26 protein-coding genes and 2 tRNA genes are annotated in these 26,270 nt (G+C 58.6%); 18 read left to right on the forward strand and 10 right to left on the reverse strand.

What is annotated here, in order from left to right:
• The first annotated feature begins 86 nt into the window (after positions 1–86).
• The gene (locus QRN55_RS09320) at positions 87–542 is read left to right on the forward strand and encodes a GNAT family N-acetyltransferase (RefSeq protein WP_284776494.1); all 456 of its coding nucleotides are present in this window, start codon (positions 87–89) and stop codon (positions 540–542) included.
• Here QRN55_RS09320 and QRN55_RS09325 read toward each other — a convergent pair.
• The gene (locus QRN55_RS09325) at positions 539–1,732 is read right to left on the reverse strand and encodes an AI-2E family transporter (protein WP_233121272.1); all 1,194 of its coding nucleotides are present in this window, start codon (positions 1,730–1,732) and stop codon (positions 539–541) included. The two genes, QRN55_RS09320 and QRN55_RS09325, sit on opposite strands and share 4 nt — an antisense overlap.
• 220 nt (positions 1,733–1,952) lie before the next feature.
• Here QRN55_RS09325 and QRN55_RS09330 point away from each other — a divergent pair, with 220 nt between their 5' ends.
• Positions 1,953–3,680 carry an ABC transporter ATP-binding protein gene (locus QRN55_RS09330; protein WP_284776495.1) on the forward strand — a complete coding sequence of 576 codons (1,728 nt, stop codon included), beginning with the start codon at positions 1,953–1,955 and terminating at the stop codon, positions 3,678–3,680.
• 35 nt (positions 3,681–3,715) lie between these two features.
• On the opposite strand, the gene QRN55_RS09335 is transcribed toward QRN55_RS09330, so the two are convergent.
• Positions 3,716–3,955: a hypothetical protein gene (locus QRN55_RS09335; RefSeq protein WP_111838082.1), complete on the reverse strand. Its 240-nt coding sequence runs from the start codon at positions 3,953–3,955 to the stop codon at positions 3,716–3,718.
• Between the two features lie 149 nt (positions 3,956–4,104).
• On the opposite strand from QRN55_RS09335, the gene QRN55_RS09340 reads away from it, so the two are divergent.
• The 3 genes from QRN55_RS09340 to recJ all read left to right on the forward strand — a co-directional run bounded on the left by QRN55_RS09340 (position 4,105) and on the right by recJ (position 8,078).
• On the forward strand, positions 4,105–5,364 hold the full coding sequence (locus QRN55_RS09340) for a glycerate kinase type-2 family protein (protein WP_284776496.1): 1,260 nt from the start codon (positions 4,105–4,107) through the stop codon (positions 5,362–5,364).
• Positions 5,365–5,977: 613 nt separating this feature from the next.
• Entirely contained in the window at positions 5,978–6,178 is a 201-nt protein-coding gene (locus QRN55_RS09345) for a hypothetical protein (protein WP_284776497.1), read from the forward strand.
• Positions 6,179–6,275: 97 nt separating this feature from the next.
• Positions 6,276–8,078, forward strand: coding sequence for a single-stranded-DNA-specific exonuclease RecJ (gene recJ, locus QRN55_RS09350; protein ID WP_284776498.1), 1,803 nt, complete (start codon positions 6,276–6,278; stop codon positions 8,076–8,078).
• A 90-nt stretch (positions 8,079–8,168) separates the two neighbouring features.
• Here recJ and QRN55_RS09355 read toward each other — a convergent pair.
• The 5 genes from QRN55_RS09355 to QRN55_RS09375 all read right to left on the reverse strand — a co-directional run bounded on the left by QRN55_RS09355 (position 8,169) and on the right by QRN55_RS09375 (position 11,576).
• A tRNA-Glu gene (locus QRN55_RS09355) sits at positions 8,169–8,243 on the reverse strand.
• Between the two features lie 302 nt (positions 8,244–8,545).
• A complete protein-coding gene (locus QRN55_RS09360; RefSeq protein ID WP_284776499.1) occupies positions 8,546–9,304 on the reverse strand; it encodes a hypothetical protein in 759 nt (252 codons plus the stop codon).
• 149 nt (positions 9,305–9,453) lie between these two features.
• Positions 9,454–9,657 carry a DUF3126 family protein gene (locus QRN55_RS09365; protein WP_284776500.1) on the reverse strand — a complete coding sequence of 68 codons (204 nt, stop codon included), beginning with the start codon at positions 9,655–9,657 and terminating at the stop codon, positions 9,454–9,456.
• A 169-nt stretch (positions 9,658–9,826) separates the two neighbouring features.
• Entirely contained in the window at positions 9,827–10,651 is an 825-nt protein-coding gene (gene cysE, locus QRN55_RS09370) for a serine O-acetyltransferase (protein WP_111838088.1), read from the reverse strand.
• 136 nt (positions 10,652–10,787) lie between these two features.
• Positions 10,788–11,576 carry an alpha/beta fold hydrolase gene (locus QRN55_RS09375; RefSeq protein WP_284776501.1) on the reverse strand — a complete coding sequence of 263 codons (789 nt, stop codon included), beginning with the start codon at positions 11,574–11,576 and terminating at the stop codon, positions 10,788–10,790.
• 151 nt (positions 11,577–11,727) lie between these two features.
• Here QRN55_RS09375 and QRN55_RS09380 point away from each other — a divergent pair, with 151 nt between their 5' ends.
• Positions 11,728–11,973 (forward strand): zinc-finger domain-containing protein, encoded by a 246-nt coding sequence (locus QRN55_RS09380; RefSeq protein WP_111838089.1) that lies wholly within the window; start codon positions 11,728–11,730, stop codon positions 11,971–11,973.
• A gap of 25 nt (positions 11,974–11,998) precedes the next feature.
• Positions 11,999–13,168, forward strand: a complete 1,170-nt coding sequence (locus QRN55_RS09385) for an FAD-dependent monooxygenase (protein ID WP_284776502.1) — start codon at positions 11,999–12,001, stop codon at positions 13,166–13,168.
• A gap of 202 nt (positions 13,169–13,370) precedes the next feature.
• On the opposite strand, the gene QRN55_RS09390 is transcribed toward QRN55_RS09385, so the two are convergent.
• A complete protein-coding gene (locus QRN55_RS09390; protein WP_284776503.1) occupies positions 13,371–14,255 on the reverse strand; it encodes an SDR family oxidoreductase in 885 nt (294 codons plus the stop codon).
• A gap of 111 nt (positions 14,256–14,366) precedes the next feature.
• On the opposite strand from QRN55_RS09390, the gene QRN55_RS09395 reads away from it, so the two are divergent.
• The 4 genes from QRN55_RS09395 (at position 14,367) to QRN55_RS09410 (ending at position 17,755) form a co-directional block, all read left to right on the forward strand.
• Entirely contained in the window at positions 14,367–14,774 is a 408-nt protein-coding gene (locus QRN55_RS09395) for a winged helix-turn-helix transcriptional regulator (RefSeq protein ID WP_284776504.1), read from the forward strand.
• Positions 14,775–14,923: 149 nt separating this feature from the next.
• Entirely contained in the window at positions 14,924–15,577 is a 654-nt protein-coding gene (locus QRN55_RS09400; RefSeq protein ID WP_284776632.1) for a TetR/AcrR family transcriptional regulator, read from the forward strand.
• Positions 15,578–15,621: 44 nt separating this feature from the next.
• Complete coding sequence (gene ilvC / locus QRN55_RS09405) at positions 15,622–16,641, forward strand: ketol-acid reductoisomerase (RefSeq protein ID WP_111838093.1); 1,020 nt, start codon at positions 15,622–15,624, stop codon at positions 16,639–16,641.
• 130 nt (positions 16,642–16,771) lie between these two features.
• Positions 16,772–17,755: an alpha/beta hydrolase family protein gene (locus QRN55_RS09410; protein ID WP_284776505.1), complete on the forward strand. Its 984-nt coding sequence runs from the start codon at positions 16,772–16,774 to the stop codon at positions 17,753–17,755.
• Positions 17,756–17,811: 56 nt separating this feature from the next.
• On the opposite strand, the gene QRN55_RS09415 is transcribed toward QRN55_RS09410, so the two are convergent.
• Positions 17,812–18,264, reverse strand: coding sequence for an RbsD/FucU family protein (locus QRN55_RS09415; RefSeq protein WP_284776506.1), 453 nt, complete (start codon positions 18,262–18,264; stop codon positions 17,812–17,814).
• Positions 18,265–18,504: 240 nt separating this feature from the next.
• Between QRN55_RS09415 and QRN55_RS09420 the strand changes: the two genes are divergently transcribed.
• The 7 genes from QRN55_RS09420 to QRN55_RS09450 all read left to right on the forward strand — a co-directional run bounded on the left by QRN55_RS09420 (position 18,505) and on the right by QRN55_RS09450 (position 26,058).
• A complete protein-coding gene (locus QRN55_RS09420; protein WP_112498796.1) occupies positions 18,505–19,749 on the forward strand; it encodes an aminotransferase-like domain-containing protein in 1,245 nt (414 codons plus the stop codon).
• Positions 19,750–19,888: 139 nt separating this feature from the next.
• Positions 19,889–20,722 (forward strand): PhzF family phenazine biosynthesis protein, encoded by an 834-nt coding sequence (locus QRN55_RS09425; protein WP_284776507.1) that lies wholly within the window; start codon positions 19,889–19,891, stop codon positions 20,720–20,722.
• Positions 20,723–20,803: 81 nt separating this feature from the next.
• Positions 20,804–21,787, forward strand: coding sequence for an ABC transporter substrate-binding protein (locus tag QRN55_RS09430; protein ID WP_284776508.1), 984 nt, complete (start codon positions 20,804–20,806; stop codon positions 21,785–21,787).
• A 9-nt stretch (positions 21,788–21,796) separates the two neighbouring features.
• A complete protein-coding gene (locus QRN55_RS09435; protein WP_284776509.1) occupies positions 21,797–23,491 on the forward strand; it encodes an ABC transporter permease in 1,695 nt (564 codons plus the stop codon).
• A complete protein-coding gene (locus QRN55_RS09440; RefSeq protein ID WP_284776510.1) occupies positions 23,479–24,507 on the forward strand; it encodes an ABC transporter ATP-binding protein in 1,029 nt (342 codons plus the stop codon). Before QRN55_RS09435 ends, QRN55_RS09440 begins: the two co-directional genes overlap by 13 nt.
• 57 nt (positions 24,508–24,564) lie before the next feature.
• Positions 24,565–25,674, forward strand: coding sequence for an endonuclease/exonuclease/phosphatase family protein (locus QRN55_RS09445; protein ID WP_284776511.1), 1,110 nt, complete (start codon positions 24,565–24,567; stop codon positions 25,672–25,674).
• Positions 25,675–25,713: 39 nt separating this feature from the next.
• Positions 25,714–26,058, forward strand: a complete 345-nt coding sequence (locus QRN55_RS09450; RefSeq protein WP_284776512.1) for a hypothetical protein — start codon at positions 25,714–25,716, stop codon at positions 26,056–26,058.
• 125 nt (positions 26,059–26,183) lie between these two features.
• Here QRN55_RS09450 and QRN55_RS09455 read toward each other — a convergent pair.
• Positions 26,184–26,259: transfer RNA gene (locus QRN55_RS09455), tRNA-Thr, on the reverse strand.
• Between the last annotated feature and the right edge of the window lie 11 nt (positions 26,260–26,270).

A 26,270-nucleotide genomic window follows, 5' to 3' on the forward strand; every position in this document is an offset into this window, starting at 1 on the left:
TCTTAAGACGTGTCCATGATCTAGCGAAATTGCAGTCTTAATGCGACGCAAAGATCGGACTTCGCAAAATATTAATGGGAACCAGCATGCCAGTCGAAATCAAGCTTGAACCGCCACGCCAGCCAGACGTGCTGCGCCTCATGGAAATGTCGAACGCCTATATGGCGTCGCTCTATCCGGCGGAAAGCAACCATATGGTCGATATCGATAAGCTGGAAAGGCCCGCCGTATCCTTCTTCGTGGCGCGCAATGATGGTCAGATCGTCGGTTGCTGCGCGCTGGTGGAGGCGGGCAACGGCACGGCGGAAATCAAGCGCATGTTCGTCGATCCCTCGGCGCGCGGCCTGCGGATCGGCCAGATGATGATGGATGCACTGATTGCGCGCGGGCAGGGCCTCGGCCTCTCCGCCATCCGGCTTGAAACCGGCATCAGCCAGCCGGAAGCCATCGGACTTTACCGCAAGGCGGGCTTTACTGAGATCGAGCCATTTGCGCCCTACAAGCCCGATCCGCTCAGTATGTTTATGGAAATGAAGCTCTAGGACGCCGTTTTGCGCAGCGGAGGCGGCTCGACAATGTCGGCCTTCGCTTCGATCGTCTCACCCTCGACAGCCGAAATCTCGACCTCGCGCACCCATTCGCGCCACACGGCAACCAGCAGCGCCATCAGTACCGGGCCAATGAACAGGCCGAGAAAGCCCATGGTTTTGACGCCGCCGACCAGGCCGAAGAAGGTCGGCAGGAAGGGCAGCTTGATGGGCCCGCCGACGAGGCGCGGACGAATGGTCTTGTCGACGATGAAGAGTTCCACCGAGCCCCAGGCAAACAGGGCGATACCCGCACCGACAGAGCCGCTGGCAACGAGATAGAACGACACCAGCGTGAACGACAGCGGCGCGCCGCCGGGGATCAGCGCCATGACGCCGGTCAGAACACCCAGCGTGACGGGTGAGGGGACACCCGCAATCCAGTAGGCCACGCCTAAAATGATGCCTTCGCCAATCGCGATCAGCGTCATGCCTGTGACGGTTGAGCTGATGGTGGCAGGGACGACGCGGGAAATGCGCTCCCAGCGCGTCGGCAGAATGCGCTCTCCCACCAGATCGATCTGGCGGGCAAAGCTGACGCCGTTTCGATAGACGAAAAACAGTGCGATCAGCATGAACAGCAGCGTCAGAATCAGGTGGAATGCACCATTACCGGCGGCCACGATGGCGCGATAGATGTTGCCGATATTCGCACCGCTGACGAGCTGGATGACTTCGCCGATGGCACCGGGCGTGCCGACATAACGAACCCATTGCTCGCTCATCCACGCGCCGACACCCGGCAGCGCTGCTATCCAGTCGGGCACCGGCGCGCCGACCTTGTTGACCTCCACGGCCCAGCCAAACCACTCGCGGATTTCGCTTGCTGTGTAGGAGGCGGCGATGAAAATCGGCACGATCAGGAAGGCGATGATGAGAAGTAAGGCAATGGTTGCGCCAATGGAATTGTTGCCGCCAACCCGGCGCAGCAATTCGCGATAAACCGGCCAGCTGGCAAAACCGATGACCAGCGCGGCCAGAACCGGCACCAGAAACCCGTAGAAGAAGTAGATACCGGCAGCGACAATCAGAACCAGAAGCCAGCGGGCAGCAGAAATGGATGGCACGAGAGCCGTGCGCGCATGTGTTGCGGGACCAAGCCATCTTGGTTCGCTGGTCTTTCGTTGATTGTCTGCGTTACTCACCAGCGTCTCTCTCGCATTCCCCTGAGAATTGCACTCTGCCATCATTTAGCGTGCAGATCACAGCATATTCCATCAGCATTTCGTTTTTATATTGTCCTTCGCTTTTATTGCACGATTTTGGTAAAAATAACGCAACATGCCTTGGCCTGTTCTAACAAATATGAGACTTGAGGTCACATTTTAGAACTCTGCGGCGAAACAGGCCGCTCTGGACGTGGTCATGCTCAGCCGTTTCTTTTCCTATTATCGTCCCTATCGTGGGTTGTTCATTGTCGATTTCGCCTGCGCCATCCTTTCCGGCCTTCTGGAGTTGGGCTTTCCCATGGCGGTCAAGGTCTTCGTGGATGTGCTGTTGCCCGCCGGGGATTGGCAGATCATCCTGCTCGCCTCCATCGGTCTTCTCGTCATCTATGTTGTCAACACCGGGCTGATGGCCATCGTCACCTATTGGGGGCATATGCTGGGCATCAATATCGAAACCGATATGCGGCGGCACGCCTTCGACCATTTGCAGAAACTATCCTTCCGCTTCTTCGACAATCAAAAGACCGGCCATCTTGTCGGGCGGTTGACCAAAGACCTCGAGGAAATCGGCGAGGTCGCGCATCACGGCCCGGAAGACCTGTTCATCGCCATTATGACCTTCATCGGCGCGTTCTTGCTGATGCTGTCCGTCAACGTGCCACTGGCCTTGGTCACAGCAGCCATCGTGCCGATCACCGCCTGGGTCACCAGCCGTTACGGCACCCGCATGACCAACAATTTCCGCTCGCTTTACGGTCGTGTCGGCGCCTTCAACGCGCGAATCGAAGAAAATGTCGGCGGCATGCGCGTCGTGCAGGCTTTCGCCAATGAAGACCATGAACGCGCCTTGTTCGAAAAAGACAATCAGCGTTACCGCCAGACGAAGCTCAACGCCTACAAGATCATGGCCGCCAGCACCTCGCTCAGCTATATGAGCATGCGCCTGACGCAGATGATCATCATGATCTGCGGCGCGTGGTTCGTGCTGACGGGTGATCTGACGAATGGCGGCTTCGTCGGCTTCCTGCTTCTGGTCAATGTCTTCTTCCGCCCGGTCGAAAAGATCAATTCCGTCATCGAGACCTACCCCAAGGGCATCGCCGGTTTCCGCCGCTTTACCGAACTGGTCGATACCGACCCGGATATTGCCGATGCACCCGGCGCCATCGAGGCGTCCCATCTTCGCGGTGAAATCGTCTATAGCGATGTCAGCTTCGGCTATAGCGATGGCAAGCAGGTCCTGAACAACATCGACCTTACCATCCGCGCAGGCGAAACCGTGGCCTTCGTCGGACCTTCGGGCGCTGGCAAGACGACACTGTGCTCGCTGCTGCCCCGCTTCTACGAAGTCACCGGCGGCGCAATCAGCATCGATGGCATCGATATCCGGCAGATGACGCTGACCTCGCTGCGCAGCCAGATCGGCATCGTCCAGCAGGACGTGTTCCTGTTCGGCGGCACCATCCGCGAAAACATCGAATATGGCCGCCTCGGTGCCAGCGAAGCCGACATCTGGGAAGCGGCCCGTCGCGCCCGGTTGGATGACGTCATAAAGGATATGCCTGAAGGAATGGATACTGTCATCGGCGAACGCGGCGTGAAGCTCTCCGGCGGCCAGAAACAACGCATGGCCATTGCCCGCATGTTCCTCAAAAACCCACCCATCCTCATTCTGGATGAAGCAACCTCCGCGCTGGACACCGAAACCGAGCGCGCCATTCAGGCCTCACTCGCCGAACTCGCCAAAGGACGCACCACCCTCGTCATAGCCCACCGCCTCGCCACCATCCGCGACGCCTCTCGCATCGTAGTGGTCGACGAAACCGGCATTGTGGAAACGGGCAACCACGGAGAACTGCTGGCAGGCAAGGGGCCGTATAGTCGGTTGTATGAGGCCCAGTTTGGGGCTCAGTTGCTGGTTTAGCAGGCGGAAGCCGTCGATCATTTAAAGCCGTCGGCTCACCTCGAAGGCTGCGCCTGCGTTTCCAGCCCGACATTCGGCTCAGGCTTGCCCGGATGCGATGTCACCAGATAGGTTACTGCTGTCGCACTGGCTGCTACGATCAACACGCCGATGACGATGAATGTCAGGGTCCAAGGCTTGGATTTGCGGCGGGACCAGACGATGCGGCGGCCGCGTAGCCGTTCCTTATCCTTGTTGTTGTGATATTCCGGCCCGAGATTTTCGGTGTTGGACATCGGCTTCCTCACTTTTCGTTCGCATGAAACCCGAACGCGCGAGCGTGGGTGAAGTTCAATTCCGCTCTTTCCGGCCTTGCACTGCCGTTTTCCCACGGTCATGTTGCGGCAATAGACTGAACTCGACGCCTGCCCGATGGAGACCTGAATTGATTGCCGATCCGCGCGCATTTCTGGAAAAGCTGTTCGTTGCTGCGGTCAAGGCCGCGGACCCCTACGAGGCGATCCTGCGTCACCTTCCACAGCCACCCAAGGGGCGTACCGTAGTGGTCGGTGCTGGCAAGGCGGCGAGCCAGATGGCGCAGGCTTTCGAGCGGGCGTGGACGCATCCGTTCGATGGGCTGGTGGTGGCCCGCCATGGGCCGATTGCGCAGTGTGAGCGAACGCGGGTCCTGAAATCTGCCCATCCAGTGCCGGATGAGGCCGGTATCGTGGCGGCTGAAGCCTTGATGGCGCATGTCGGTGGCCTCAGCGAAGACGATCTGGTGATTGCGCTGATCTCCGGCGGGGGTTCCGCGCTGCTGCCTGCTCCTCCGCAGGGCTTTATGCTGGCGGATGAGATTGCGCTCAATCAGGCGCTACTGGCATCCGGCGCGCCGATTTCGGCCATGAATGTCGTGCGCAAACATTTCTCGCGTATCAAGGGCGGCAGGCTGGCGGCCTTGGCGCATCCGGCCCGTGTCGTCAGCCTCGTGGTTTCCGATGTCCCGGGCGACAATCCCGCCTTCGTCGCATCCGGCCCGACCGTGCCCGATGCTGGCAATGCCGAGGACGCGATGCGGGCTATCAGAGATTTTCGCATCGATCTACCCGAACCGATTCTTCGCAGCATTGCTGCTGCATCAGCACCGCAAGCGACCGACCCCGCCTTTGCGCGCAACGAAGTGCACGTCATCGCATCCGCCAGCGTTTCCCTTCAGGCGGCAGCGGCGCTTGCACGCGAGCACGGCGTCCACCCGTTGATCCTGTCAGACAGTATCGAGGGGGAGGCGAAGCACATTGGCCGCATGCACGCGGCACTAGCGCGCGAATTTGCCGCTGGCGGTGCCTTCGACAAGCCGCTGGTGATTCTATCCGGCGGGGAGACCACGGTGACGATCGGCAATGGCGGCTATGGCAAGGGCGGTCGCAACTCGGAATTCCTGCTGTCTGCGGCGCTTGATTTGCAAGGCGTTGACGGAATTACCGCACTCGCTGCCGATACCGATGGCATAGACGGCTCCGAAGACAATGCCGGTGCCTTCTGCGATGGGGACACCATCACCCGCATCCGCGCCTCCGGTGGTGATGCCCGCGCGCTGCTGTCTGCGCATGATGCATGGACAGCGTTCCAACTTGCCGGAGACATCTTCGCACCCGGGCCGACTGGCACGAATGTGAATGATTTCAGGGCTTTTCTGCTGAGTTAAGTGCGAAGTTCTCTTTTTTTAATAAATAACCATTAAAATTCAATGACTTGTACGATTTTTGAAAAAATCTCGATTTTTTCGCAGATTCTTTTCTCAATGGTCTCTGAACCCATGCCTAGAATATCCTCGTCTTCACAGCCGGGTGTATCGCGAGACACTGCGGCGACTGGAGACCGGTACTCTCAAGTCATTGCCTGTAACGTGCGGGCGGTGGTGGCGGGTGCCGTGACTGACCGGTGGGCTGATGCCACGTTGTTCCGAAGCCATTGGGCATTCGGGCCAGCGAGCGGCAACAGTTTGCCAAGCCGGGGCAGGGTGCTGGCTGGATCATTCACGGTCCCAGCCACACCCGATCCTTGGATAAGACTGAAATGAGGACTGCCCGGAGGCCACGCAGATGCGGACGCCAACGACACACATACCAGAAGACATCACCGCATCTGCGTGTGTTTTCCAGGGTCGGATAAGTCATGCCACGGGCGCCTGCGCGCCGCGTGAACGGCGAAGCATATCCACCGCAATATCACAGTCTTTGATCATCGAAGTCTTTGCAAAGAACCTGATTATGATGGTATCCTGATTGCATATTCACCAGGCGAAGGGAGGCGCGGACGTGAAAACCACGATACTGTTCAAGGAAGATCATTTCGTTCAGCCGGATGCTGCGCGCAAATTTAAGCGCACCGGGGCCAATGACAACGTCCGCAGTCTGGAATTCGAGATGGAAGGGCAGGAGCGGGACTGGCGGGCGCTGGCTCTCGTCGCCACCATCGTCTGCGGATTTGCCGCCTTCATCTTCATGCCGCTGTGGTGAGCGGCGCAAGCGCACCTCTTTGCACTTGAAAAAGCCCGCTTCGGCCTTTAGCCCGTAGTGAAATCATAGGGCGGTTTGGGTAAGCTGAAGCATGGCAATGAGTGAGACGGTCGATACTGTGCCGAGAGCCTTTCTCGGCGTGGAGCGGTCGGCAACGGAACAGCGCTGGATGTCGCGGCTGGATCAGGCCGGGCAGAACCGCGCGCTGGCCATGGCGCAGGTTCACGGCATTCCCGAACTCGTCGCCCGTGTGCTGGCCGGACGCGGTGTGAGTGTGGATGACGCGCTCGCCTTCCTCGACCCCACCATCCGCTCCCTGATGCCAGATCCGCATACCCTGACAGACTGCGAGAAGGCCGCAGAACGCATTGCTATCGCCATCAAACGTAACGAGAAAGTCGCGATCTTCGGCGATTATGACGTCGATGGCGCGGCATCGTCGGCGCTCATGTACCGTTTCCTCCACCATTTCGGGCTGGAACCGGAAATCTACATTCCCGACCGCATTTTCGAAGGCTATGGCCCCAACCCCGCCGCCATGCAGCAGCTTGCTGCCAATGGCGCGACACTCATAATCACTGTCGATTGCGGCTCCACCAGCCACGAATCGCTGGCGGCTGCGCGGGATGCGGGAACGGAAGTCGTCGTTATCGATCACCACCAGGTCGGCACCGAACTGCCGCCAGCGGTGGCGCTGGTCAATCCCAACCGCGAGGATGATCTGTCGGGGCAGGGGCACCTCTGTGCCGCAGGTGTCGTCTTCCTCGTTCTCGTCGCAACATCGCGCGTGTTGAAGGACCAGCGGGACAGCCGCGCCTATACGCTCGATCTCCTGTCTTTTCTCGATATCGTGGCGCTGGCAACAGTCTGCGATGTCGTGCCGCTGAAGGGCCTCAACCGTGCCTATGTGGTCAAGGGCCTCATCGCCGCGCGCCATATGAACAATGCGGGTCTTGCCGCCCTGTTCAGGAAGGCGGGCCTTGGCGGTCCCGTCACGCCCTACCATTTCGGCTTTCTCGTTGGGCCGCGCATCAATGCGGGCGGACGCATCGGCGATGCCGCACTCGGCAGTCGTCTGCTGACGCTGGACGACAGTAGCCAGGCCGAGGTGATCGCCGAAAAGCTGGACGAGCTGAACCGCGAACGCCAAGCCATGGAAGCCGTGATGCTGGCCGAGGCCGAGGCAGAAGCGCTGTTCGAATATGGAGATGGCAGCGGCGCCGGTGTCATCGTGACGGCGCGGGAAAACTGGCACCCCGGTATCGTCGGCCTTCTCGCCTCACGCCTCAAGGATCGCTTCCGCCGCCCCGCTTTCGCCATCGCCTTCGATTCGCAGGGCAAGGGCAGCGGGTCGGGCCGCTCGATCAACGGTTTCGATATGGGCCGCATGGTTCGCAATGCCGTGGAGGCCGGTCTGCTGGTCAAGGGCGGCGGCCACGCCATGGCCGCAGGTTTGACGGTAGAACGTGCCAATCTCGGTCGGCTCAGAACTTTCTTCGAAGAAGCCGCTCAGAAGGCCGTGTTTCAACTGGTGGAAAACAGCGTGTTGAAGATCGATGGTGCGATTGGCGCATCCGGTGCCACGCTTGATCTTGTCGAGCAGATGGAACAGGCGGGCCCCTACGGCTCCGGTCATTCCCAGCCCATTTTCGCCGTGCCCGCTCACCGACTGCGCGACGTGCGCGTGGTCGGCACCTCGCATGTGAAAATCACACTGGAAGCACTGGATGGTTCCCGCCTCGACGGCATCGCCTTCCGCGCCGCAGACGCCCCGTTGGGCCACATGCTGATGAACGCCAGAGGTCGCCAAATCCACGTTGCTGGCACGCTGGGAGCCGAGCAGTGGCAAGGCCAACGCAAGGTGCAACTGCGCATTCTGGACGCCGCACTGGCACCCTGAGACTGTTCTTTACATCTTTGAAGTTGCGCGCAACATTGCTTGCACTCTGGATGAGCAAACGCCTTTATCGCAATGATAAGATTGGGGAAGTGGTACGCCCTAGGGGAGTCGAACCCCTCTTTTCAGAATGAAAATCTGACGTCCTAACCGATAGACGAAGGGCGCGTACGCGTTGTGGCGCCCTTATAGTCAGGCACTGGATTCTCCGCAAGCGCCTATTTCCACTTTTTTGCATTTCCATGACATTTTTATGCACATGCCATGCCGACCGCTGGAAAACTCGCCTTGAGGACGCGCAAATCCTGTCGCTGCTTGAGCGCCGTTATTCACATGTGGGAAAAGGGGGAAGCGTGGGATTACGTCGGGGATCAGGGGGCGTCCCGGTGATCGTAACCCCACGCTTCATCGGGGGACGCGGGATTAACGGAGCAGCAAAAGATTGGTTCCGAGGGGTGTTCTAAAAAGTTTTATCGGCGCAACACCTGTCCGTGATCGATGAGAAGTGGCGCAAGATAGTCCACACAACGCTCGCTGTTCTGGTGGAAAAATTGCGTGATGGCCGATCGCGTCAACTCCACCAAATGGACTTTAACGAGTTCCGGCTTTTCCCCGGCGAGGCGCAGTTGTGCCAGATGCGCGTCGAACGCAGCTTGCGCCTCCACTTTGGTCGCGTTGACGTGTAGCACGTAGTAGATTCCGACGTGATCGGCTTTACCTCCGGTCTTGATGCAGAGAGGTCGAAAGTCTCCAGCCATCTCCAGAAAGGCCGACCCAATCTCCTCAATGACTTCACGTTCGCAACAATGCTTGCCACTGATCGACCCATCCGGGGCAATCTCTACGTTGCCGCCAACGAATTGCAGTTGTCCCGGCGAGGAGGTTGAGGAGTTCATTTCGCCGAAGAGAACGTGATTGTCGCTGGTGACGATGGCGGCTGCACAATAGACGATACGGCAGGGCGTGGCTGTCGGATGGGCATTTGCGTAGAGGTAATGCGCGTAGTCGGTGGTGGAAACCGAAACTCCGGGCGCGCCATTAACGTCGATTGCCGTAGCAGCGAGAACCGGGCCGTTGAAAAAATTGCCCTCAGCATTCACGCGCTGCCAATTGACTGCGATGAGGGCGCGTTCTTTTTCAGACAATGGCAGTGGAGCGACTGGTGTGCTGAACGACGTCTCGATGTCAGAGAAATGGAAATGAACTATACCCAAAATAAAAATCCGCAATTCGTGTCTACAATGTGCGGAAGGATACAGAAAAACAACGCGGCTACAACCGTAGTTGTATATCGCTTTTAATAGGTCTCCGAAAAACAAAACCGCCCGCAGACGTAACGTCGCGGGCGGTCTTGATCAACTTCGTCACCGGCTGGTGATTACAGATCGACGTCCAGGATGGCCATCGAGAAATTGTAGGAGCGGTCGCCGTCTTCGTCATCGATGTAGACGACGCCAAGAAATTCTTCGCCAGCATAGACTTCTGCCGAATCGTCCTTGCGGGGGCGGGCTTTTACGATCATTTTTTCGTTGAAGGTACGCTTGAAATAGGCGTCGAGTTTTTTGATTTCTTCGGCTTTCACCAGTATTCTCCTGTGTGGTTCCCACGGCGCAACGCGTCTTGCAAAGACGCGTCACCAATGACGCCGTGGCTCTTATAACGTGCCCGCTTTTGGCATGGCTTAAAGGCGAAAGTAAAGTCAAAGAGGCAAATCGTCCGCGTGATCCGCGCGGACGCGCCTGAAAATACTCTCAGATATCCGCGCCGATGATCTGGTCCATGATGCGCGAAGGTTCGTTGCATCCGCCGTCTCCCACCACGCGGGCCGGCACACCGGCAACGGTGGCATTGGGCGGAACCGGCTTCAACACGACGGAACCGGCGGCGATGCGTGAGCAACTGCCGATCTCGATATTGCCGAGAATTTTGGCGCCTGCGCCGATGAGCACACCGCTGCGGATTTTCGGATGGCGGTCTGCGCCTTCCTTGCCGGTGCCGCCGAGTGTGACGCCGTGCAGGATGGACACGTTGTCGCCAATGACAGCCGTTTCACCCACGACGAGACCTGTCGCGTGATCGAGGAACAGGCCCTTGCCGATGCGCGCTGCCGGGTTGATATCCGTTTGGAAAACGCTGGATGCGCGGCTTTGCAGATAGAGCGCGAAGTCACGGCGACCGTTGTTCCATAGCCAGTGGGCCAGACGGTGGGTCTGGATGGCGTGGAAGCCCTTGAAATACAGCACCGGCTCCATGAAGCGGGTGCAGGCGGGGTCGCGGTCATAGACGGCCTGAATATCCACCCGCAGGATCGCGGCCCATTCCGGCCAGTCCTGCAACATCTCGTCAAAGGTCTGGCGCAACAGAACCGCCTGCATATCCGGGTGGTCCAGAAGCTCGCAGATGCGGTAGATCACGCACTCTTCCAGCGAATGATGGTTGAGGATCGTCGAATAGAAAAAGGCCGACAGCAGCGGGTCCTGCGATGCGGCGGTGCGGGCCTCATTCTGGAGGCTTCCCCAGATGGGATCAACAAGCGACAACTGTTCTTGCTGACGTGCATCTATGCGTACGACCATGGAGGATCTCCCTCAAATTCGTGTCGTTGATTTATACAGAAAAAAGCGTCGCCTAGAAATGGTGATTTACCAACGCGGTTAAAGACGCGACAGGATGAGTTTTTCTGACAGCTTTTTAGAAAATGAGTCTTCGAAATCAGCTCTCGGCGTCAATCTCGCGGTAGAACTCCAATACGGCAGCCTTGAACACCCGGTCGCCGACGGCCAGCATGTGGTCACGGCCCGGAATATCGATGGCTTTCGCGTGCGGCATAAGCGCTGCAAGTTCTTCGCCTGAACCAGCGATGTCGTCCTTGGTCCCGACAGCAATCAACGTCGGAATTGTGATGGCTGCCGCTTCCTCGCGGGTCACCAGCACGCGGGATGTTTCGATGCAGGCGGCCAAAGCGATGCGGTCGCTTTTCGTCTGGTCGGCAAAAGCGCGGAACATGCGGCCACGCTCATGGGTGACGACATCCAGCGACGGTGCCCGCAGGGCATCTGCAATCGGGTCCCAATCGCCCACGCCATCCACCACGCCGATGCCAAGGCCGCCGAACACCAGCGACAAAGCGCGCTGAGGATTTTCCAAGGCGACGAAAGCGGAGACGCGCGCGCCCATGGAGTAACCCATGATGTGGGCCTTGGCGATGCCGAGATGGTCGAGCAGGGCGATGGCGTCACGCGCCATGCTGGCGGGGTAATAGGCGTCAGGATCGTGCGGCTTGTCGCTGGTGCCATGGCCGCGATTGTCGAGTGCGATGACACGGTAACCCGCATCGCCCAGCGTTTTCACCCAGCCGGGATGCACCCAGTTGACCGAGGCGCTGGAGGCGAAACCGTGAATGAGCAGCACCGGCACGCCGGACGGGTTGCCCGCATCGAAAAACGAGAGCTGGAGGCCTTCATGGGAGAACGACTGATATTGCGGCACATTGAGATTCATCAAGGACATCCTTTTTGCGGCACCATATGTCAGGAAATCGAATGGTTGAACATATCGGGCAATATTTTCTGTGGAGGTCAAAAGGATTTGACGCTACATATCCGCAATGATGTGAGCAGAGGCTCACCCACGCGTGCATTTGGAGACGAACATGGCCGGGCATACCATTCCCCACTTCCAGAACGATGGCGGACACCGCGTCATCGAAATCGGCGTCAAGGAATTCATGTGCACGGGCGCATCCGTGCCGTTCGATCATCCGCATATCTTCATCGATATGGGCGACGACAACGAGAAGGTCTGTTCCTACTGCTCGACGCTCTTCCGTTTCAATGGATCGCTGAAGGCAACCCAGACGAACCCGCCCGGTTGTGTTTTCCACGTCAAGGCGGCCTGACCTGCCATTTTAGCTGGGGCTTTCCATGCCCGTAAAATCCGTTGCGATCATCGGTGCCGGCGTTGCCGGTCTGACGGCTGCCCTTTCGTTTGCCAGGTATGGCGTGCGGTGCGATATCATCGAGCAGGCCGACAATCTGGAAGAGGTTGGCGCGGGTTTACAGATATCGCCCAATGCCGTCCGCATTTTATCGACGCTGGGCGTACTGCCGCAGATCGAGGCGCAATGGCTTGAGCCCGAAACGGTCGATCTCGCCTCCGGCAAGTCGCTCAAAACGCTGGTCTCGCTGCCCATGCGCCAAGTGGCTCGGCAGCGCTGGGGTGCGCCCTATGGCGTGCTGCACCGGGCGACGATGCAAAGCGCGCTGCTGGCGGCGGTGAAAGCAAACCCGCTCTGCCATCTTCATCTGGGCAAGCGGCTTGATGCGGTCAACAAAGCAATCCTTACGGCGATCACGTTTCAGGAGCATGACCTGATCGTGGGTGCCGATGGTGTGTGGTCGAGCGCACGTTATGCCGTGCCGGGCAGTCCATCGGCCACGTTCTCGGGTAATATAGCGTGGCGGTTTACCGTGCCGGGGCAGGGTGCGCCTGATTTTCTGAACAGCCGTGGCGTGACCGCCTATCTCGGCCCATCCGCGCATCTGGTCGCCTATCCGCTGGCGGAAACCGGCGGGTTTAACATCGTTGCCATTGCAGCGGGCGCCAATCCCGGCGATACCTGGAAGGCGGAGGCGCAGGGCCAGCAACAGGCGCTGCTGCTGAAGCAGTTTCGGCGCTGGAACCCGGTATTTGCCAGCATGCTGCAAACCGCTGCCCAGCCGACATTCTGGCCGCTGTTTCAGGCAGGTCAAGGGCGCTGGCACAATGGCCGCGACACGGTGCTGATCGGCGATGCCGCCCATGCGATGATGCCGTTCGCGGCGCAAGGTGCAGCGATGGCGATAGAAGACGCGTTCGAACTTGCCGCATTTGTCGGGCGGGATCAGCCATTGGCGGAAACGCTGGCACATTTCGAGGCGCATCGTGTGCCGCGCATCGACAAGGCCCGCAAGCGCGCGGCGCTGAACAGATTTGCCTATCACGCCAGCGGGCCGATGCGGATCGGGCGCGATGTGCTGCTTTCCATGCGACCGCCGGAAGCGTTTCTGGCGGATTTCGACTGGTTGTATGGGTATGAGGCCGAGGGGCTTTAGGCGCGTAATATCTCTTTCTTTTTACGCCCCTGGATGGCCGTGTATGTCTGCGACGTCCCATCTTCCGTCATACCGGCCTTGAGCCGGTATCCAGTCAGCACAAGTCCTCGGGCTGAAAAGACTCTTTGACGCGCAGACGCGCGTCTGCTGGACCCCGGCTCAAGGCCGGGGTGACGGAGAAGGGAGGCGAGCCAATCTACCCTTAACCAGCCAGCGCAGCCTTATGCGCTTCGAAAAATGCCACTGCCGTCTGCGGCTTCTCACTGGTCAGGGTCTCGTAATCCGTCGTCACGATATCAAAATTGCCGGCTGCGACGTTTTCTTCCGATGAGACTAGCATGTCTGCCACGAAGCCGGGGAGGCCTGCGCCTTCGATGCCTTTTTTCAGATCGGCGGGAGACACTTGCACCACGGCGAGCGGCTTGCCCGCAGCCTGCGAGATGGTCTTGGCGATCTGTGCGGTGGTCTCAGCCTGCGATCCGGTAATGGTGTAGGTCTTGTTTTCGGCCTTGCCCTTGGCCAGCACGGCGGCTGCGGCGCGGGCGCAATCGTCGCGGCTGATGTTGGAGACCTTGCCGTTTTGCGTGGCGGTGAACCATTGGCCGGTGGAAAGATTATGCGGCGCCGAATGCAGATAGTTGTCGAAGTACCAGGCGTTGCGGATGATGGTGTAGGGCAGGCCGCTTGCCTTGATGGCCTGTTCGGTGCCCAGATGGTCCGGCGCGAAGGAGACCAGCGATTTGTCCGGGTTGGGCATGGAGGTATAGGCGAGATGCCTGACGCCAGCCTTCTTCGCGGCCTCAACCGCTGCCCTGTGTTGTGTCAGGCGCTGGCCGGGAACGGCGAGGGCATCCGTGGAGATCACAAGCAGTGTATCGATGCCGGTGAAGGCCTTTTCCAGAGATGCGGCATCATCGAAATCCGCTGCGCGCGTCTCGATGCCCTTGGCGGCGAGGTCTGATAGTTTCGCAGTGTCACGGCTGGCAGCCACGATGCTGGAGGCGGGCACGTGGTATGTTTCGATGATGTGGCGGATGATGGCCTGACCGAGTTGACCAGAAGCGCCCGTGACGAGAATCTTGCTCATGACTGTTTCCTTTGCGGTAGTCTCAAAAAGAGAGTAAGGCTAAAATAGGAATTACGGTGCATCTGTAAAGAAGGCATGTTTTCCGCTGTACGTTACCAGAAGGGAACCACCATGACTGCGACGATTTCCAGATTGAAGCCGAAGGCATCCGCGCCATCGCCAGATTTTGCCAATCTGGATTTCGACAATTGCCCGGTGCGCGACCTTCTCAACCAAATCGGCGGAAAGTGGTCGACGTTGTTGCTGCAGGCCTTGGCGGAAAAGCCTTATCGCTTCGGGGAACTGCGCCGCATGGTGCCGGATATTTCGCAGCGCATGCTGACGCAGACATTGCGCGACCTTCAACGCGACGGTTACATTCACCGCGAAGTGTTTCCCACCAAGCCACCCAGCGTGGAATATAGCATGACGCCGTTGGGGCGCTCGCTTTACCGGCCCCTGTCTGAGGTGATCAACTGGGCGCTGGAAAACCACGATGCGGTCAAGGTGGCGCGGCAGCGCTTCGAGACCGAAGCCTGAGCCTTCCGCCATCTGCGAAAACGCTCATATTGCGCCGCGTCAAATCGCGCGACTCCTTCAAAAAAGTTCTTGACCCTTCCCATCGCTCCCCTTAAACAACACTCGAACCGTACCGTACGGTACATAACATTCGAGATGGAGTGGACAAGGTGGGGACCGATCCGAACACATCGCAGGAATTTTCGCCGCGCCAGAACGCCGTTCTGGAACAGGCATTGCGTTTGCTGGTCGAGGGCGGGGAAAAAGCGCTGACGACATCGGGTCTGGCGCGCGCTGCCAACTGTTCCAAAGAAAGCCTCTACAAGTGGTTCGGTGATCGTGACGGCCTGCTGGCTGCGATGATCACCTTTCAGCAGAGCAAGGTCCGCACCTTTGAAAAGGCGGGTGACCGCGTGTCTGCGCCGCAGCTGATCGACCATCTCGAGGTCTTTGCCCATGATCTGCTGGACGTTCTGGCGGGTGACGTTTCGCTGGCGCTGAACCGTCTGGCCATCGGCCAGGCCAGCCGCGATGGCTCCAAGCTGGGCAACCTGCTGGTCGAGCGCGGTCGTCGCCAGATTGACAAGCGGGCGCGGGGTCTCATCGAGGCCGGTCGCCGCTCAGGTTATCTGCGCTTCGATGATCTCGAAGACGCCTATCGCAGTTTTTACGGCCTGATCGTTTCCGATCTGCATGTGCGCATGTTGCTCGGCGAGGCACAGGCCAAGGATTTTTCCGTGCGGGCGCGCAAGGCCGTTTCGGCCTTTCTCACGCTCTACGGCACGGAGAAGGTACATTCGGAAACGGGCGGAAAGGCCGCCTGACATCCGGTCTCAACACCATCATCTATCAAGGAAGGACTACCGAAATGCGCGTCTATTACGATCGTGATGCCGATCTCAATCTCATCAAGGCGAAGAATGTCGCCATCGTCGGTTACGGCTCCCAGGGTCGCGCCCACGCGCTGAACCTGAAGGACAGCGGTGCGACCGGCGTCGTCATCGCGCTGAAGGCTGGTTCGCCGACCATCAAGAAGGCCGAAGCCGATGGCTTCAAGGTCATGACCGTTGCAGACGCTGCAAAGTGGGCCGACCTTTTGATGATGGCAACGCCTGACGAACTTCAGGCCGACATCTATAAGGCAGACATTGCCGACAACATTCGTGACGGTGCAGCCATTGCATTCGCCCACGGCCTCAACGTTCACTTCGGCCTCATCGAGCCAAAGGCTTCGCTCGACGTCGTCATGATCGCACCGAAGGGCCCAGGCCACACGGTTCGCGGCGAATACCAGAAGGGCGGCGGCGTTCCTTGCCTCGTTGCTGTTCATCAGAACGCTTCGGGCAATGCCCTTGAAGTTGCTCTTTCCTACGCCTGCGGCGTTGGCGGCGGTCGCTCCGGCATCATCGAAACCAACTTCCGTGAAGAGTGCGAAACCGACCTCTTCGGCGAACAGGTCGTTCTGTGCGGCGGTCTCGTCGAGCTGATCCGCGCTGGTTTCGAAACGCTGACCGAAGCCGGTTACGCGCCTGAAATGGCCTATTTCGAGTGCCTGCACGAAGTGAAGCTGATCGTGGACCTGATCTACGAAGGCGGCATCGCCAACATGAACTACTCCATCTCCAACACTGCCGAGTGGGGCGAATACGTCACCGGTCCTCGCATCATCACTGCCGAAACGAAGGCTGAAATGAAGCGCGTTCTGACCGACATCCAGACCGGCAAGTTCACATCCGACTGGATGCAGGAATACCGCGCCGGCGGCTCGCGCTTCAAGGGCATCCGCCGCATGAACGACACCCACCAGATCGAAGAGGTCGGCGCCAAGCTGCGCGGCATGATGCCTTGGATCGGCAAGAACAAGCTGGTTGATAAGGCTGTCAACTAAGCCATTTTTGCTTGGATGAGTTTGCGGAAGGCCGGGGCGAAAGCTCCGGCCTTTTTCTTATGTAGACTGGTGTCGATATTGCTTTTGCACTAAAAAATTGAATACGAGGATCTTGATTGGGTGTGTGACGATGTTCGATACCTTTCGTAATTTACAAAAAACTTTGCTCATAATGGCGATGGTCGCCTTTTCGACATCCATAGCAACGGCCCAATCTAAGTCGGACGATGAAATGTTCGATCCGGCGCGGGTGATTGCCGGAATCCGAACCGACCCGGCATCATGCAAGGAAATGGAAGCGCGGCACACAGCAGTTTGGGTGAACGTAGAGGGAAACGGCTATTGCCTTAGATACTATGCCGCCGGGCTCGATCTGGTCGGCGAAAATGCGGTGGTTGCTGCCTGGATGCCGGGAGATGTCATGGGCGGTCCTAAAAGCGTTGGTCACCAGCAAGGGATTGGCGTCGCGTCAATGATATCGCAATCGAAGTCCCTATCTGAACGCTACGGCATCCCCTGGATATTCCTTGCACGACCCGGCAGCTATGGCAGCGCCGGCAAGCACTACGATATCCGGCACAAGCCTTTGGAAGCGAAGCTGGTCGCGGCGCAGATCGATTCCTTGAAAGCCCGCTACCACATCGGTCGTTGGGCATTTGGAGGGCATAGCGGAGGCGGCACACTCGCCGCAGAGTTTCTTTCCCGTCGCAACGACATTCAATGCGCTGTTTTGTCCTCGGCAGCTGCGGCGTATCGGGAACGACTGAAGCAACGCGGGTTCACAGGGCGGTTGAAAACGGAAGTGTTTTTCGATCCCTACGATGCGCTGGATCGGATACCCATCCAAGCTGATCGCCGTATTTTTGTGCTGGCTGATCCGCGTGAAACGAATATCCCTTTTTCAACCCAGAAACTCTATTTCGACGGATTGAAATCGAGGGGCCATGCCGCCTGGATGCTGGCGCTCAAAAAAGCTCCAGCTCCCAAGTACCATAGTCTTGTCGATTTTGGTGAGGCTGCGACCGGCATGTGCGCCAAGGGCATGATGAAGACCAGCGTCATTCTCGAGACTTTACAGGCGATGCCCCCGCAGTCGGAACGGATCACCAACTAGGCAGGTTTGGCGACCGGTGCGAAAGCTCCGGTCTTTTATTGTCCCGTTGCTCGTTTTTACGTCCCCGGCGCAATCACACCCTTCGTCAGAATAAAACACCCGTAAAACCGGGTCTCGCCCGTCGTAATCACGCAGTATGCATCCTTCGCCTGCTCATAAAACGCAAAGCGCTCGATGCCGTACATCGGCGCCGATTTGCCTTCGGCGGCATCGATTTCCGCTTGTACCTCGGCCTGCACCGGCTCGATCTGGTCAGGCGCGCCCATGACTTCCATGCGGCCGACGGAGGGCTGGAGGGGGGTGTCTAGGGGGAAGACGGAGAGGATGGCTTTCATGGCGCGGGCAGCGGAAATGTTTTCCATGCGCAGCACCTGTCCGACATTGGTCGACTGGGCGACGCTGTCTGATGGAAAGTTGGTGTCGGTGACGACGAGCGTATCGCCGTGGCCCATGGCGCGCAAAGCATGCAGCACATCTGCGTTCAGCGCCGGGTCAATATTCTTGAGCATGTCGTCTCCTCCAGAGATCAAATCAATCGGCCCGCAATCGAGCCGGAAAATGCCCTGCCGTCAATCCATCGTGAAGCAGATTGTGAAGTCTGCGGAGAGATTGTATTGGGTATCGGCAATTTGGGAGCAGGCGCAAAAAATCTGAAAAACCGTACCGAAAACTGATAAGTCAGCATTGCTGACCTATCGTGATTTCTGTACATATTTGCGCAAGAAAACGAAATATGAGGAAACCACCCTATGCTTGATTGGGAACAAATTTTCGCCACGCGCTCATCGCGGATGAAAGCCTCTGAAATCCGCGAGCTTTTGAAGCTTCTGGACCAGCCTGACATCATTTCCTTTGCAGGCGGTATTCCTGACCCAGCGCTATTTCCCGATGAGGAATTCAAGCAGGCTTACGCGGATATCTTCTCTGGTCCGCAGGTGAACTCGGCCCTGCAATATTCCGTCAGCGAAGGCTACAAGCCGCTGCGCGAATGGATCGTCAAGGACATGGCGAAGATCGGTATCGACTGCGCCGTTGATAACGTTTTCATCACCTCTGGTTCGCAGCAGGCGCTGGATTATCTCGGCAAGCTGTTCATTTCGCCCAACGACACCGCGCTGGTGACATGGCCGACCTATCTCGGCGCTCTCTCGGCGTTCAACGCCTATGAGCCGACCTACGATCAGTTGAACCCGAACGGTAACCGCACGCCGCAGGCTTACCGCGACACGGCGGCGAAGACTGGCGGTGCGGTGAAGTTTGCCTATCTCTCGGCGGATTTCTCCAACCCAACGGGCGAAACCGTCGATCTGGCCGGTCGTCACAAGTTGCTGGAACTGGCGGATGAACTGGATATCGCCGTTATCGAAGACGGGGCCTATCAGAACCTGCGTTTCGATGGAGAGCCGGTCACACCGATCATGGCGCTGGATATTGCCCGCAGCGGTGGCATCGAAAAGACCCGCACGATCTATTCCGGCAGCTTCTCCAAGACGCTGGCGCCGGGTCTTCGGGTCGGCTTCGTGGTTGCGTCCATGCCGGTCATTCGCAAGCTGGTGCTGATGAAGCAGGCAGCGGACCTGCATTCCTCGACCATCAACCAGATGGCCGTTGAGCATGTGGCATCGCGCGGTTTCGACAAACAGGTCGCCAAGATCAAGGCAGCCTATAGTGCCCGTCGCGATGCTATGCTGGCTGCGTTGGACAAGTACATGCCGAAATCTGCCCGCTGGACGAAGCCGGAAGGCGGCATGTTCGTCTGGGTCACGCTGCCGGAAGGCCTCGATGGCGCGGAACTGCTGGCGCAATCGCTTTCCACCGAGCGCGTGGCCTTCGTTCCCGGCAAGGCTTTCTTCGCGGATGGCTCCGGCGCCAACACGCTGCGCATCAGCTTCTCCTGTGCCAACGAGCAGATGATCGACGAAGGCATCAAGCGCCTTGGCCGTTTGATTGCCGGTGCTGAAACGAAGTCGAATGCGACGATGCCGCTGGTTTAAGCGGTCGTCTTTTTGCGTCATCCTCGGGCTCGCTTCGAGGAACTGACGCACCCAAACATCGAACGTGATCAGACCCTCGGGAGAAGCCCGAGGGTGGCGAAGATTTGCGTCTTCAAACCCCCAATAAAAGGAGTTCGTCATGACCAGCCAGCACGCTTTCCAGCAAGTGGATGTCTTCTCGTCGCAGCCGCTCAAGGGCAATCCTCTCGCCGTTGTCTTCGATGCGGATGGCCTGTCTGACGCGCAGATGGCGGCTTTTGCTAACTGGACGAACCTCAGCGAGACGACATTCATTCTGAAACCCACATCGCCGGATGCCGATTACCGGGTGCGAATTTTTACGCCGCATAGTGAGTTGCCTTTCGCCGGTCATCCGACGCTTGGCACATGCCATGTCTGGCTTTCGCGTCAGGGCAAGACAGACAAGAGCGAGGTCGTGCAGGAGTGTGAGGCGGGTCTCGTCAGGATCAGGGTTTCGGATGGCAAGCTTGCCTTTGCGGCGCCGCCGTTGCGCAAATCCGGCCCGGTGGAAACCGATACGCTTGAAAAAGTCATCGCGGGTCTTGGTCTTTCCAAAGACGCCGTTGTCGATGCGAACTGGACGGATAACGGTCCGGGCTGGGTTTCGCTGCTCCTGCGCACTCGCCAAGATGTGTTGAACATCAAGCCGAATTATCCGGTTCTTGGCGGGCTGAAGGTTGGTGTGGCCGCTGCGTGCAGCGCGGACGATGCCATTGAGGCGGATTTCGAGCTGAGAGCCTTTGCGGATGGTTACGAAGACCCTGTCACCGGCAGCCTGAATGCGGGCATCGCGCAATGGCTGATCGGGCAGGGCATTGCGCCACAACATTATGTCGCCAGCCAGGGCACGGTTCTGGGTCGCGCGGGGCGCGTCAGTGTCGACAAGATTGGCGACGATATCTGGATCGGTGGTGCGGTGACGGTGTTGATAGAGGGTACTGTTACGTTGTGACGGGCGCTTAAAACCTGCCTGTCACACACATGTTATGGACGTGTGTTTTAGCGGTGCCAGATCGCAACTGGAACCGCATTCATGAAAACGCTTCTTTCCGCCTTCACGGCCATCGTTTCGCTCGGCATTCTCTTGGGCAGCGCCCAGGCGGCCGATCTGGTGCTCTACACCAGCCAGCCGAACGAGGATGCGCAGGCGACCGTCGATGGCTTCAAGGCGGCCAATCCCGACATTGACATTCAGTGGGTGCGGGATGGAACGCCGAAGATCATGGCCAAGCTGATGGCCGAGATCGAAGCGGGCAACCCGGTTGCCGACGTTCTGCTGATTGCCGATACCGTGACGCTGGAGCGCATGAAGCAGGCCAAGCAATTGCTGGCCTACAAGTCGCCGGAAGCTGCCCATTACGATGCGGCTTTTTATGATGCGGATGGCTATTACTACTCCACTAAGCTGATCACGACCGGCATCATGTACAACACGCAGGCCTCGATGAAGCCGACGAGCTGGGCGGATCTGGCAAAGCCGGACGCCAAGGGGCTGGTTGCCATGCCAAGCCCGCTGACCTCTGGTGCGGCCCTGATCCACGCGCAGACACTGGCCGGTGTCGACAGCCTGGGTTGGGCTTACTACAAGGCCCTGAAAGCCAATGGCGCGATTGCTGCTGGCGGCAATGGTGCGGTGTTGAAGTCGGTTGCATCAGGCGAAAAGGCTTACGGTGTCGTGGTGGATTACATGCCGATCCGCGAAAAGGCCAAGGGCGCACCGGTTGAGTTCGTGTTCCCGGAAGAGGGCGTTTCTGCCGTGACCGAGCCAGTCGGCATTCTGGCCAACACCAAGCATGCCGAAGCTGCCAAGAAGTTCGTGGATTATGTTCTGTCCGCGAAGGGACAGGAAGGCTTCGTCAAGCTCGGCTATATCCCGGCCCGCAACGACGTTGCCCTGCCGGAAGGTTTTCCTGCGCGCGACAAGATCAAGGTGCTGCCGATCAACGCGTCCGAAGCGCTGAAGAATTCCGAGAGGGATCTGAAGACCTTCTCCGACATCTTCGACTCCAAGGGCTGATCCAGCTTCATGCCCACACGTTCGAACAGTGGAAACAGCCAGCCGCGCTGGCTGTTTCCCTTTGTGATCTCAGTCGTTTTCATGCTGAGCGCGCTGCCGCTGGGGCGGCTGGCCTATACCGGTGTGGTCTCGTCACTCAAAGGTGACATGTGGCCGCTGCTGAGCGATCCGGCGCTGTGGGACGCGGTGCTGAACACACTGTCCACATCCTTCTTCGGCATGGTCATTTCGCTCGCCATTGGGGCAGGTTTCGCGCTGGCGCTGACACTGTGCAACATCCGTGGGAAATCGATCTTAAGCTTTCTGTTTATGTTGCCGATGATGATCCCACCGCAGGTGACCGCCCTGTCGTGGATCGGTATGACCGGTCCTTCCAGCACGCTGTTGAAAGCCATCGGCCTTGCGCCGCGTCTGGGCTCGCCGCAGCCGCTTTATTCCATCGCGGGCATTGCGCTGCTGCTGGGCGTGCAGCATGCGCCGCTGGTCTATCTGTCGCTTCGCGCCGGGCTGCTGGCCCTGCCGCAGGATGGTATCGAGGCGGCGAAGCTTTCCGGCGCGTCTTCCTGGCAGGTGCTGAAAAACATCATCCTGCCGCTGGCCATGCCGGGGCTGATTGCGGGTGCTGCCATCTCCTTCGTCTCAGGCGTGGGCAATTTCGGCATTCCGGCCATCCTCGGCATTCCAGCCTCCATCTTCACCTTGCCGACGCTGATCTATAGCCGTTTCTCAAGCTTCGGCAGCAGCACCTTCGGCGACATCGCCATGCTCTCCGGCATGATTGCCATCATCTCCGTGCTCGGCCTTGCCATTCAGGAACGGGCAATGAAGGGGCGCGATTATCGCATCATCGGCCTATCCGGCAAGGCTGCGACCTTCACGCTGGGGCCATGGCGGGGGCTGGTGGAAACAGCACTGTGGCTCGGCATATTCTTCATGCTGGTCGCGCCGCTGATGGCGCTGGTCTCGAGTTCGCTGGCGCCTGCCTATGGCGTTCCGCTCAGTCTTAAAACCGCGAGCCTGCATGCCTATGAGGAAATTCTGTTTCGGCAGGCGGTGACGCGCACGGCCTTTGCCAACTCCTTGTTTCTGGCCACAGCGACATCGCTTTGTCTCCTTGTGGTCACAATTCTGACGGCCTATTTCCTCGTGCGCGGCAAAAGCCGCTTCATGTTCTTGCTGTCGGCGCTGGTGGACATTCCCTATGCGCTTCCGGGTGTGGTGACTTCCGTGTCCTATGTTTTGCTGTTTGCCGCACCCATCCCGCTGCTCGGCGTGACGCTCTACGGCACGCTGTGGATCATTCTGCTGGCCTATTTCTCCTCCTTCTTCGCCGTCAGCCTGAAGCCGATGGTCAGTGCCTTCACGCAGTTCGACCCGGCACTGGAGGAGGCGGCACGGCTGGCAGGAGCCGGTTTCTGGCGGAGGATGTTCGATATCATCTTGCCGCTGGTCGGGCCTGCTGCGGGTGCATCGGTCATTCTGGTGTTTCTCATCGCCTGCAACGAACTGACCGTTTCGGCGCTGCTGTGGTCTGCGGGCACGCAAACGCTGGGCGTAGTGATCTATAATCTCGATGATAGCGGCAGCTTCAACCTGGCCTCGGCATTGTCCGTGCTGGTAGTGATCATGGTGGTGGTGCTGATGCTGCTTCTCGAACTTCTCGGCGCAAAGCTGCCAAAGGGAGTTGTGCCTTGGCGAAACTGATCCTCAACCGCCTGTCCAAGCGTTTTGGCACCGGAAAGCCAGCGGTGGACGATGTGTCCATCACCATTCGTGATGGCGGATTTCTGGCGCTGCTGGGCCCATCCGGCTGCGGCAAGACGACGGTGCTGCGCATGATTGCCGGTTTCGAACAACCAACGGATGGCTCCATTCTGCTGGGCGAACGTGTGCTGGCCGATGCCGGCAGCATGGTGCCGCCGGAGCGGCGCAACATGGCCATGGTCTTCCAGTCCTACGCGCTGTGGCCGCATATGACGGTGGCCGACAATGCCGGATACCCACTGAAAGTGCGTGGCATTTCCGGCGAGACGTACAAGCGCAAGGTGGCACACGCGCTCGCCACCGTGCGGCTGGAAGCCTATGCAGACCGCCGCCCATCCGAATTATCGGGCGGCCAGCGGCAGCGCGTGGCACTGGCCCGCTGCCTCGTGACCGAACCCGACGTCGTTCTGCTGGACGAACCGCTCGCCAATCTCGACAGGCATCTACGCCAGGAGATGGAAGAAACCTTCCGCGAATTCCACGCCACCTCAGGCGCAACGATGATCTACGTCACCCACGATCAGGCCGAAGCCATGGCACTGGCGACCGATGTCGCCGTGATGTCAGAAGGCAAGTTGTTGCAGATGGCAGCCCCCGCTGACCTTTATGCGAGGCCTGAAGGTAGGCTCGTCGGTGGGCTGGTGGGGCAGGGTGCTATCCTGTCCTTGGCCTTGCCGGAAAGTACGCCACGGTCTCTGGACTGGAGCCAGTTGCGACCGCTGATGGCGGCGGAACGCTCGTCATCACCGCGCGGTGATATTCTGGTGCGCCCGCAGGATGTGATACAGGATGGCGATGGCATACCGTGCCGGGTTGCCAACATTCTCTACGAGGGCGAGCGCTATTCCCTGCGGTTGACGCTACCGGATGGGCAGGCGCTGCGCGCCTATTCCCGCGAACCTGCTGCCATTGGTTCGCTTCTTTCCATCGTCATCAGGTCCGCATGGCGGCTCTAATGCTTGCCGTGACAGGATTAACGGATAGTCTGACCTGAGACCAACCGGGAATGATTCATGTCGCTGCGGCTTGCCACGTTCAACATCGAAAACCTGATGACGCGTTTCGATTATACCGGCTTTCGCAATCAGACGCGGCGCGACCGGGCCATGCAGCTTTTCGATGTGCGCGACGAGGCGACCTATCAGGCGCTGGAAAGCGCGCGCATGCTGGCATCGACCGATGATACCCGCCAGCTTTCGGCTCTGGCCATTGCCGATGCGGATGCCGACATTCTCTGCCTTCAGGAAGTCGATAACATGGCCGCCTTGCAGGCCTTCGAATACGGCTATCTCTACCGCATGGTGGGCAATGGCTATCGCCAGAAATATCTGGTGGAAGGCAATGACAGCCGCGGCATCGATGTCGCCGTCATCATGCGCGACGAAACGCTGCATGGCGAAAAGATCGAGCTTGTCGAGATCAAAAGCCATGCGACGCTGCCCTATCGTGAGCTTGAACTGTTCACGCCGGAACTGGCGCTGACCAACCGCATCGACGACAAGATTTTCAAACGGGATTGCCTCGAGCTCGACCTGCGCATTGGTGGCAAACCGTTCACGCTGTATGTGACGCATCTGAAATCCATGTCCAATGCCCGTGAGGCCGGGGATGCAAGGCTTTCCACCATGCCGGTGCGCGAAGCCGAGGTAAGAGCGATCCGCCGCATCATCGAAAACCGCTTCGGCGCGGACAAGGCCCGCTCCATGAATTTCGCCATCTGCGGCGATATGAACGACTATCAGGAACGCGTCGTCATTTCCGGCAACCGCCGCACTGGCTACAGCTTTGCGCCGGCAAAAGAGGAGCGCAGCGCGCTCGATATTCTCAGCAAGGACGGCTTTGCCATAAACCCCATGCAGCGCCGTGACGAGATGGACCGCTGGACCCTCTACCACTCCCGCGGCCCGCAGGAACAGCATCTCTGCCAACTCGACTACATCTGGCTCTCTCCGCATCTGGCCGAGATAAACGCCAAAAGCGCGCCCGAAATCATCCGCGGTGGTCAGCCCTATCGGACTATCTTTCCGCCGGGGCAGGAAGTAGAGCGCTATCCACGGACGGGTTGGGACAGGCCCAAGGCCTCGGACCATTGCCCTGTGGTGATGACGCTGGATTTGGGGTGATGTGGACTTAATTTATTTTCAATTGCCTCGGAGCATTTCTTGGAATCGGACGGAAAGAAAATCAGACCAACCGATTTAGCGTGGGCAGCTGCGACGCTGGCTTTCGGAGCAATCGTCGGGTTGATGGTGGCCACGCTGGGAGTCTTGGTCGTGCGCGGCTTTTGGATAGTTCTGGTCCTGATGCTGCCGTTTCTTTTGATTCAATTTCTGTTTGAAGCGGGCCTGTATCGTATGTCATTCTTCATAATGAGTTTTTTTAAAAAAATACCAGAGGATGAGCCTGAGCCGCTGCCTAAAGAATATCCTTGGTGGCGTCGCTATAGTTTTCACATGGGATTCCCGATAGGCGCCGCCTACGGAATCTTTTCCGTCTGGTCCGTTTAGATCAGGAAAAATTAGTCTTACCAAAAGCGAGGCGTGTTCTCGACCATCATTGGATGGACAGCTTATTAGAAAGTGGTGCGCAAACTACGTACCAGAACGCCGATTTATTTCTTTGGGAAAGAAACTGGTGCCCCCGACAAGGTTCGAACTCGTGACCCCCTGATTACAAATCAGGTGCTCTACCAACTGAGCTACAAGGGCATTCCAGTGCG

Source organism: Agrobacterium sp. lyk4-40-TYG-31 (assembly GCF_030209855.1).
GTDB classification, from domain to species: domain Bacteria; phylum Pseudomonadota; class Alphaproteobacteria; order Rhizobiales; family Rhizobiaceae; genus Agrobacterium; species Agrobacterium vaccinii.

Coding starts and splice junctions, on each gene's coding strand:
- QRN55_RS09320 (WP_284776494.1), top strand. CDS start 87: ATGCCAGTCGAAATCAAGCTTGAACCGCCACGCCAGCCAGACGTGCTG.
- QRN55_RS09330 (WP_284776495.1), top strand. CDS start 1,953: ATGCTCAGCCGTTTCTTTTCCTATTATCGTCCCTATCGTGGGTTGTTC.
- QRN55_RS09335 (WP_111838082.1), bottom strand. CDS start 3,955: ATGTCCAACACCGAAAATCTCGGGCCGGAATATCACAACAACAAGGAT.
- recJ (WP_284776498.1), top strand. CDS start 6,276: ATGAGTGAGACGGTCGATACTGTGCCGAGAGCCTTTCTCGGCGTGGAG.
- cysE (WP_111838088.1), bottom strand. CDS start 10,651: ATGGTCGTACGCATAGATGCACGTCAGCAAGAACAGTTGTCGCTTGTT.
- QRN55_RS09375 (WP_284776501.1), bottom strand. CDS start 11,576: ATGAATCTCAATGTGCCGCAATATCAGTCGTTCTCCCATGAAGGCCTC.
- QRN55_RS09380 (WP_111838089.1), top strand. CDS start 11,728: ATGGCCGGGCATACCATTCCCCACTTCCAGAACGATGGCGGACACCGC.
- QRN55_RS09385 (WP_284776502.1), top strand. CDS start 11,999: ATGCCCGTAAAATCCGTTGCGATCATCGGTGCCGGCGTTGCCGGTCTG.
- QRN55_RS09390 (WP_284776503.1), bottom strand. CDS start 14,255: ATGAGCAAGATTCTCGTCACGGGCGCTTCTGGTCAACTCGGTCAGGCC.
- QRN55_RS09395 (WP_284776504.1), top strand. CDS start 14,367: ATGACTGCGACGATTTCCAGATTGAAGCCGAAGGCATCCGCGCCATCG.
- ilvC (WP_111838093.1), top strand. CDS start 15,622: ATGCGCGTCTATTACGATCGTGATGCCGATCTCAATCTCATCAAGGCG.
- QRN55_RS09410 (WP_284776505.1), top strand. CDS start 16,772: ATGTTCGATACCTTTCGTAATTTACAAAAAACTTTGCTCATAATGGCG.
- QRN55_RS09415 (WP_284776506.1), bottom strand. CDS start 18,264: ATGCTCAAGAATATTGACCCGGCGCTGAACGCAGATGTGCTGCATGCT.
- QRN55_RS09420 (WP_112498796.1), top strand. CDS start 18,505: ATGCTTGATTGGGAACAAATTTTCGCCACGCGCTCATCGCGGATGAAA.
- QRN55_RS09425 (WP_284776507.1), top strand. CDS start 19,889: ATGACCAGCCAGCACGCTTTCCAGCAAGTGGATGTCTTCTCGTCGCAG.
- QRN55_RS09430 (WP_284776508.1), top strand. CDS start 20,804: ATGAAAACGCTTCTTTCCGCCTTCACGGCCATCGTTTCGCTCGGCATT.
- QRN55_RS09435 (WP_284776509.1), top strand. CDS start 21,797: ATGCCCACACGTTCGAACAGTGGAAACAGCCAGCCGCGCTGGCTGTTT.
- QRN55_RS09445 (WP_284776511.1), top strand. CDS start 24,565: ATGTCGCTGCGGCTTGCCACGTTCAACATCGAAAACCTGATGACGCGT.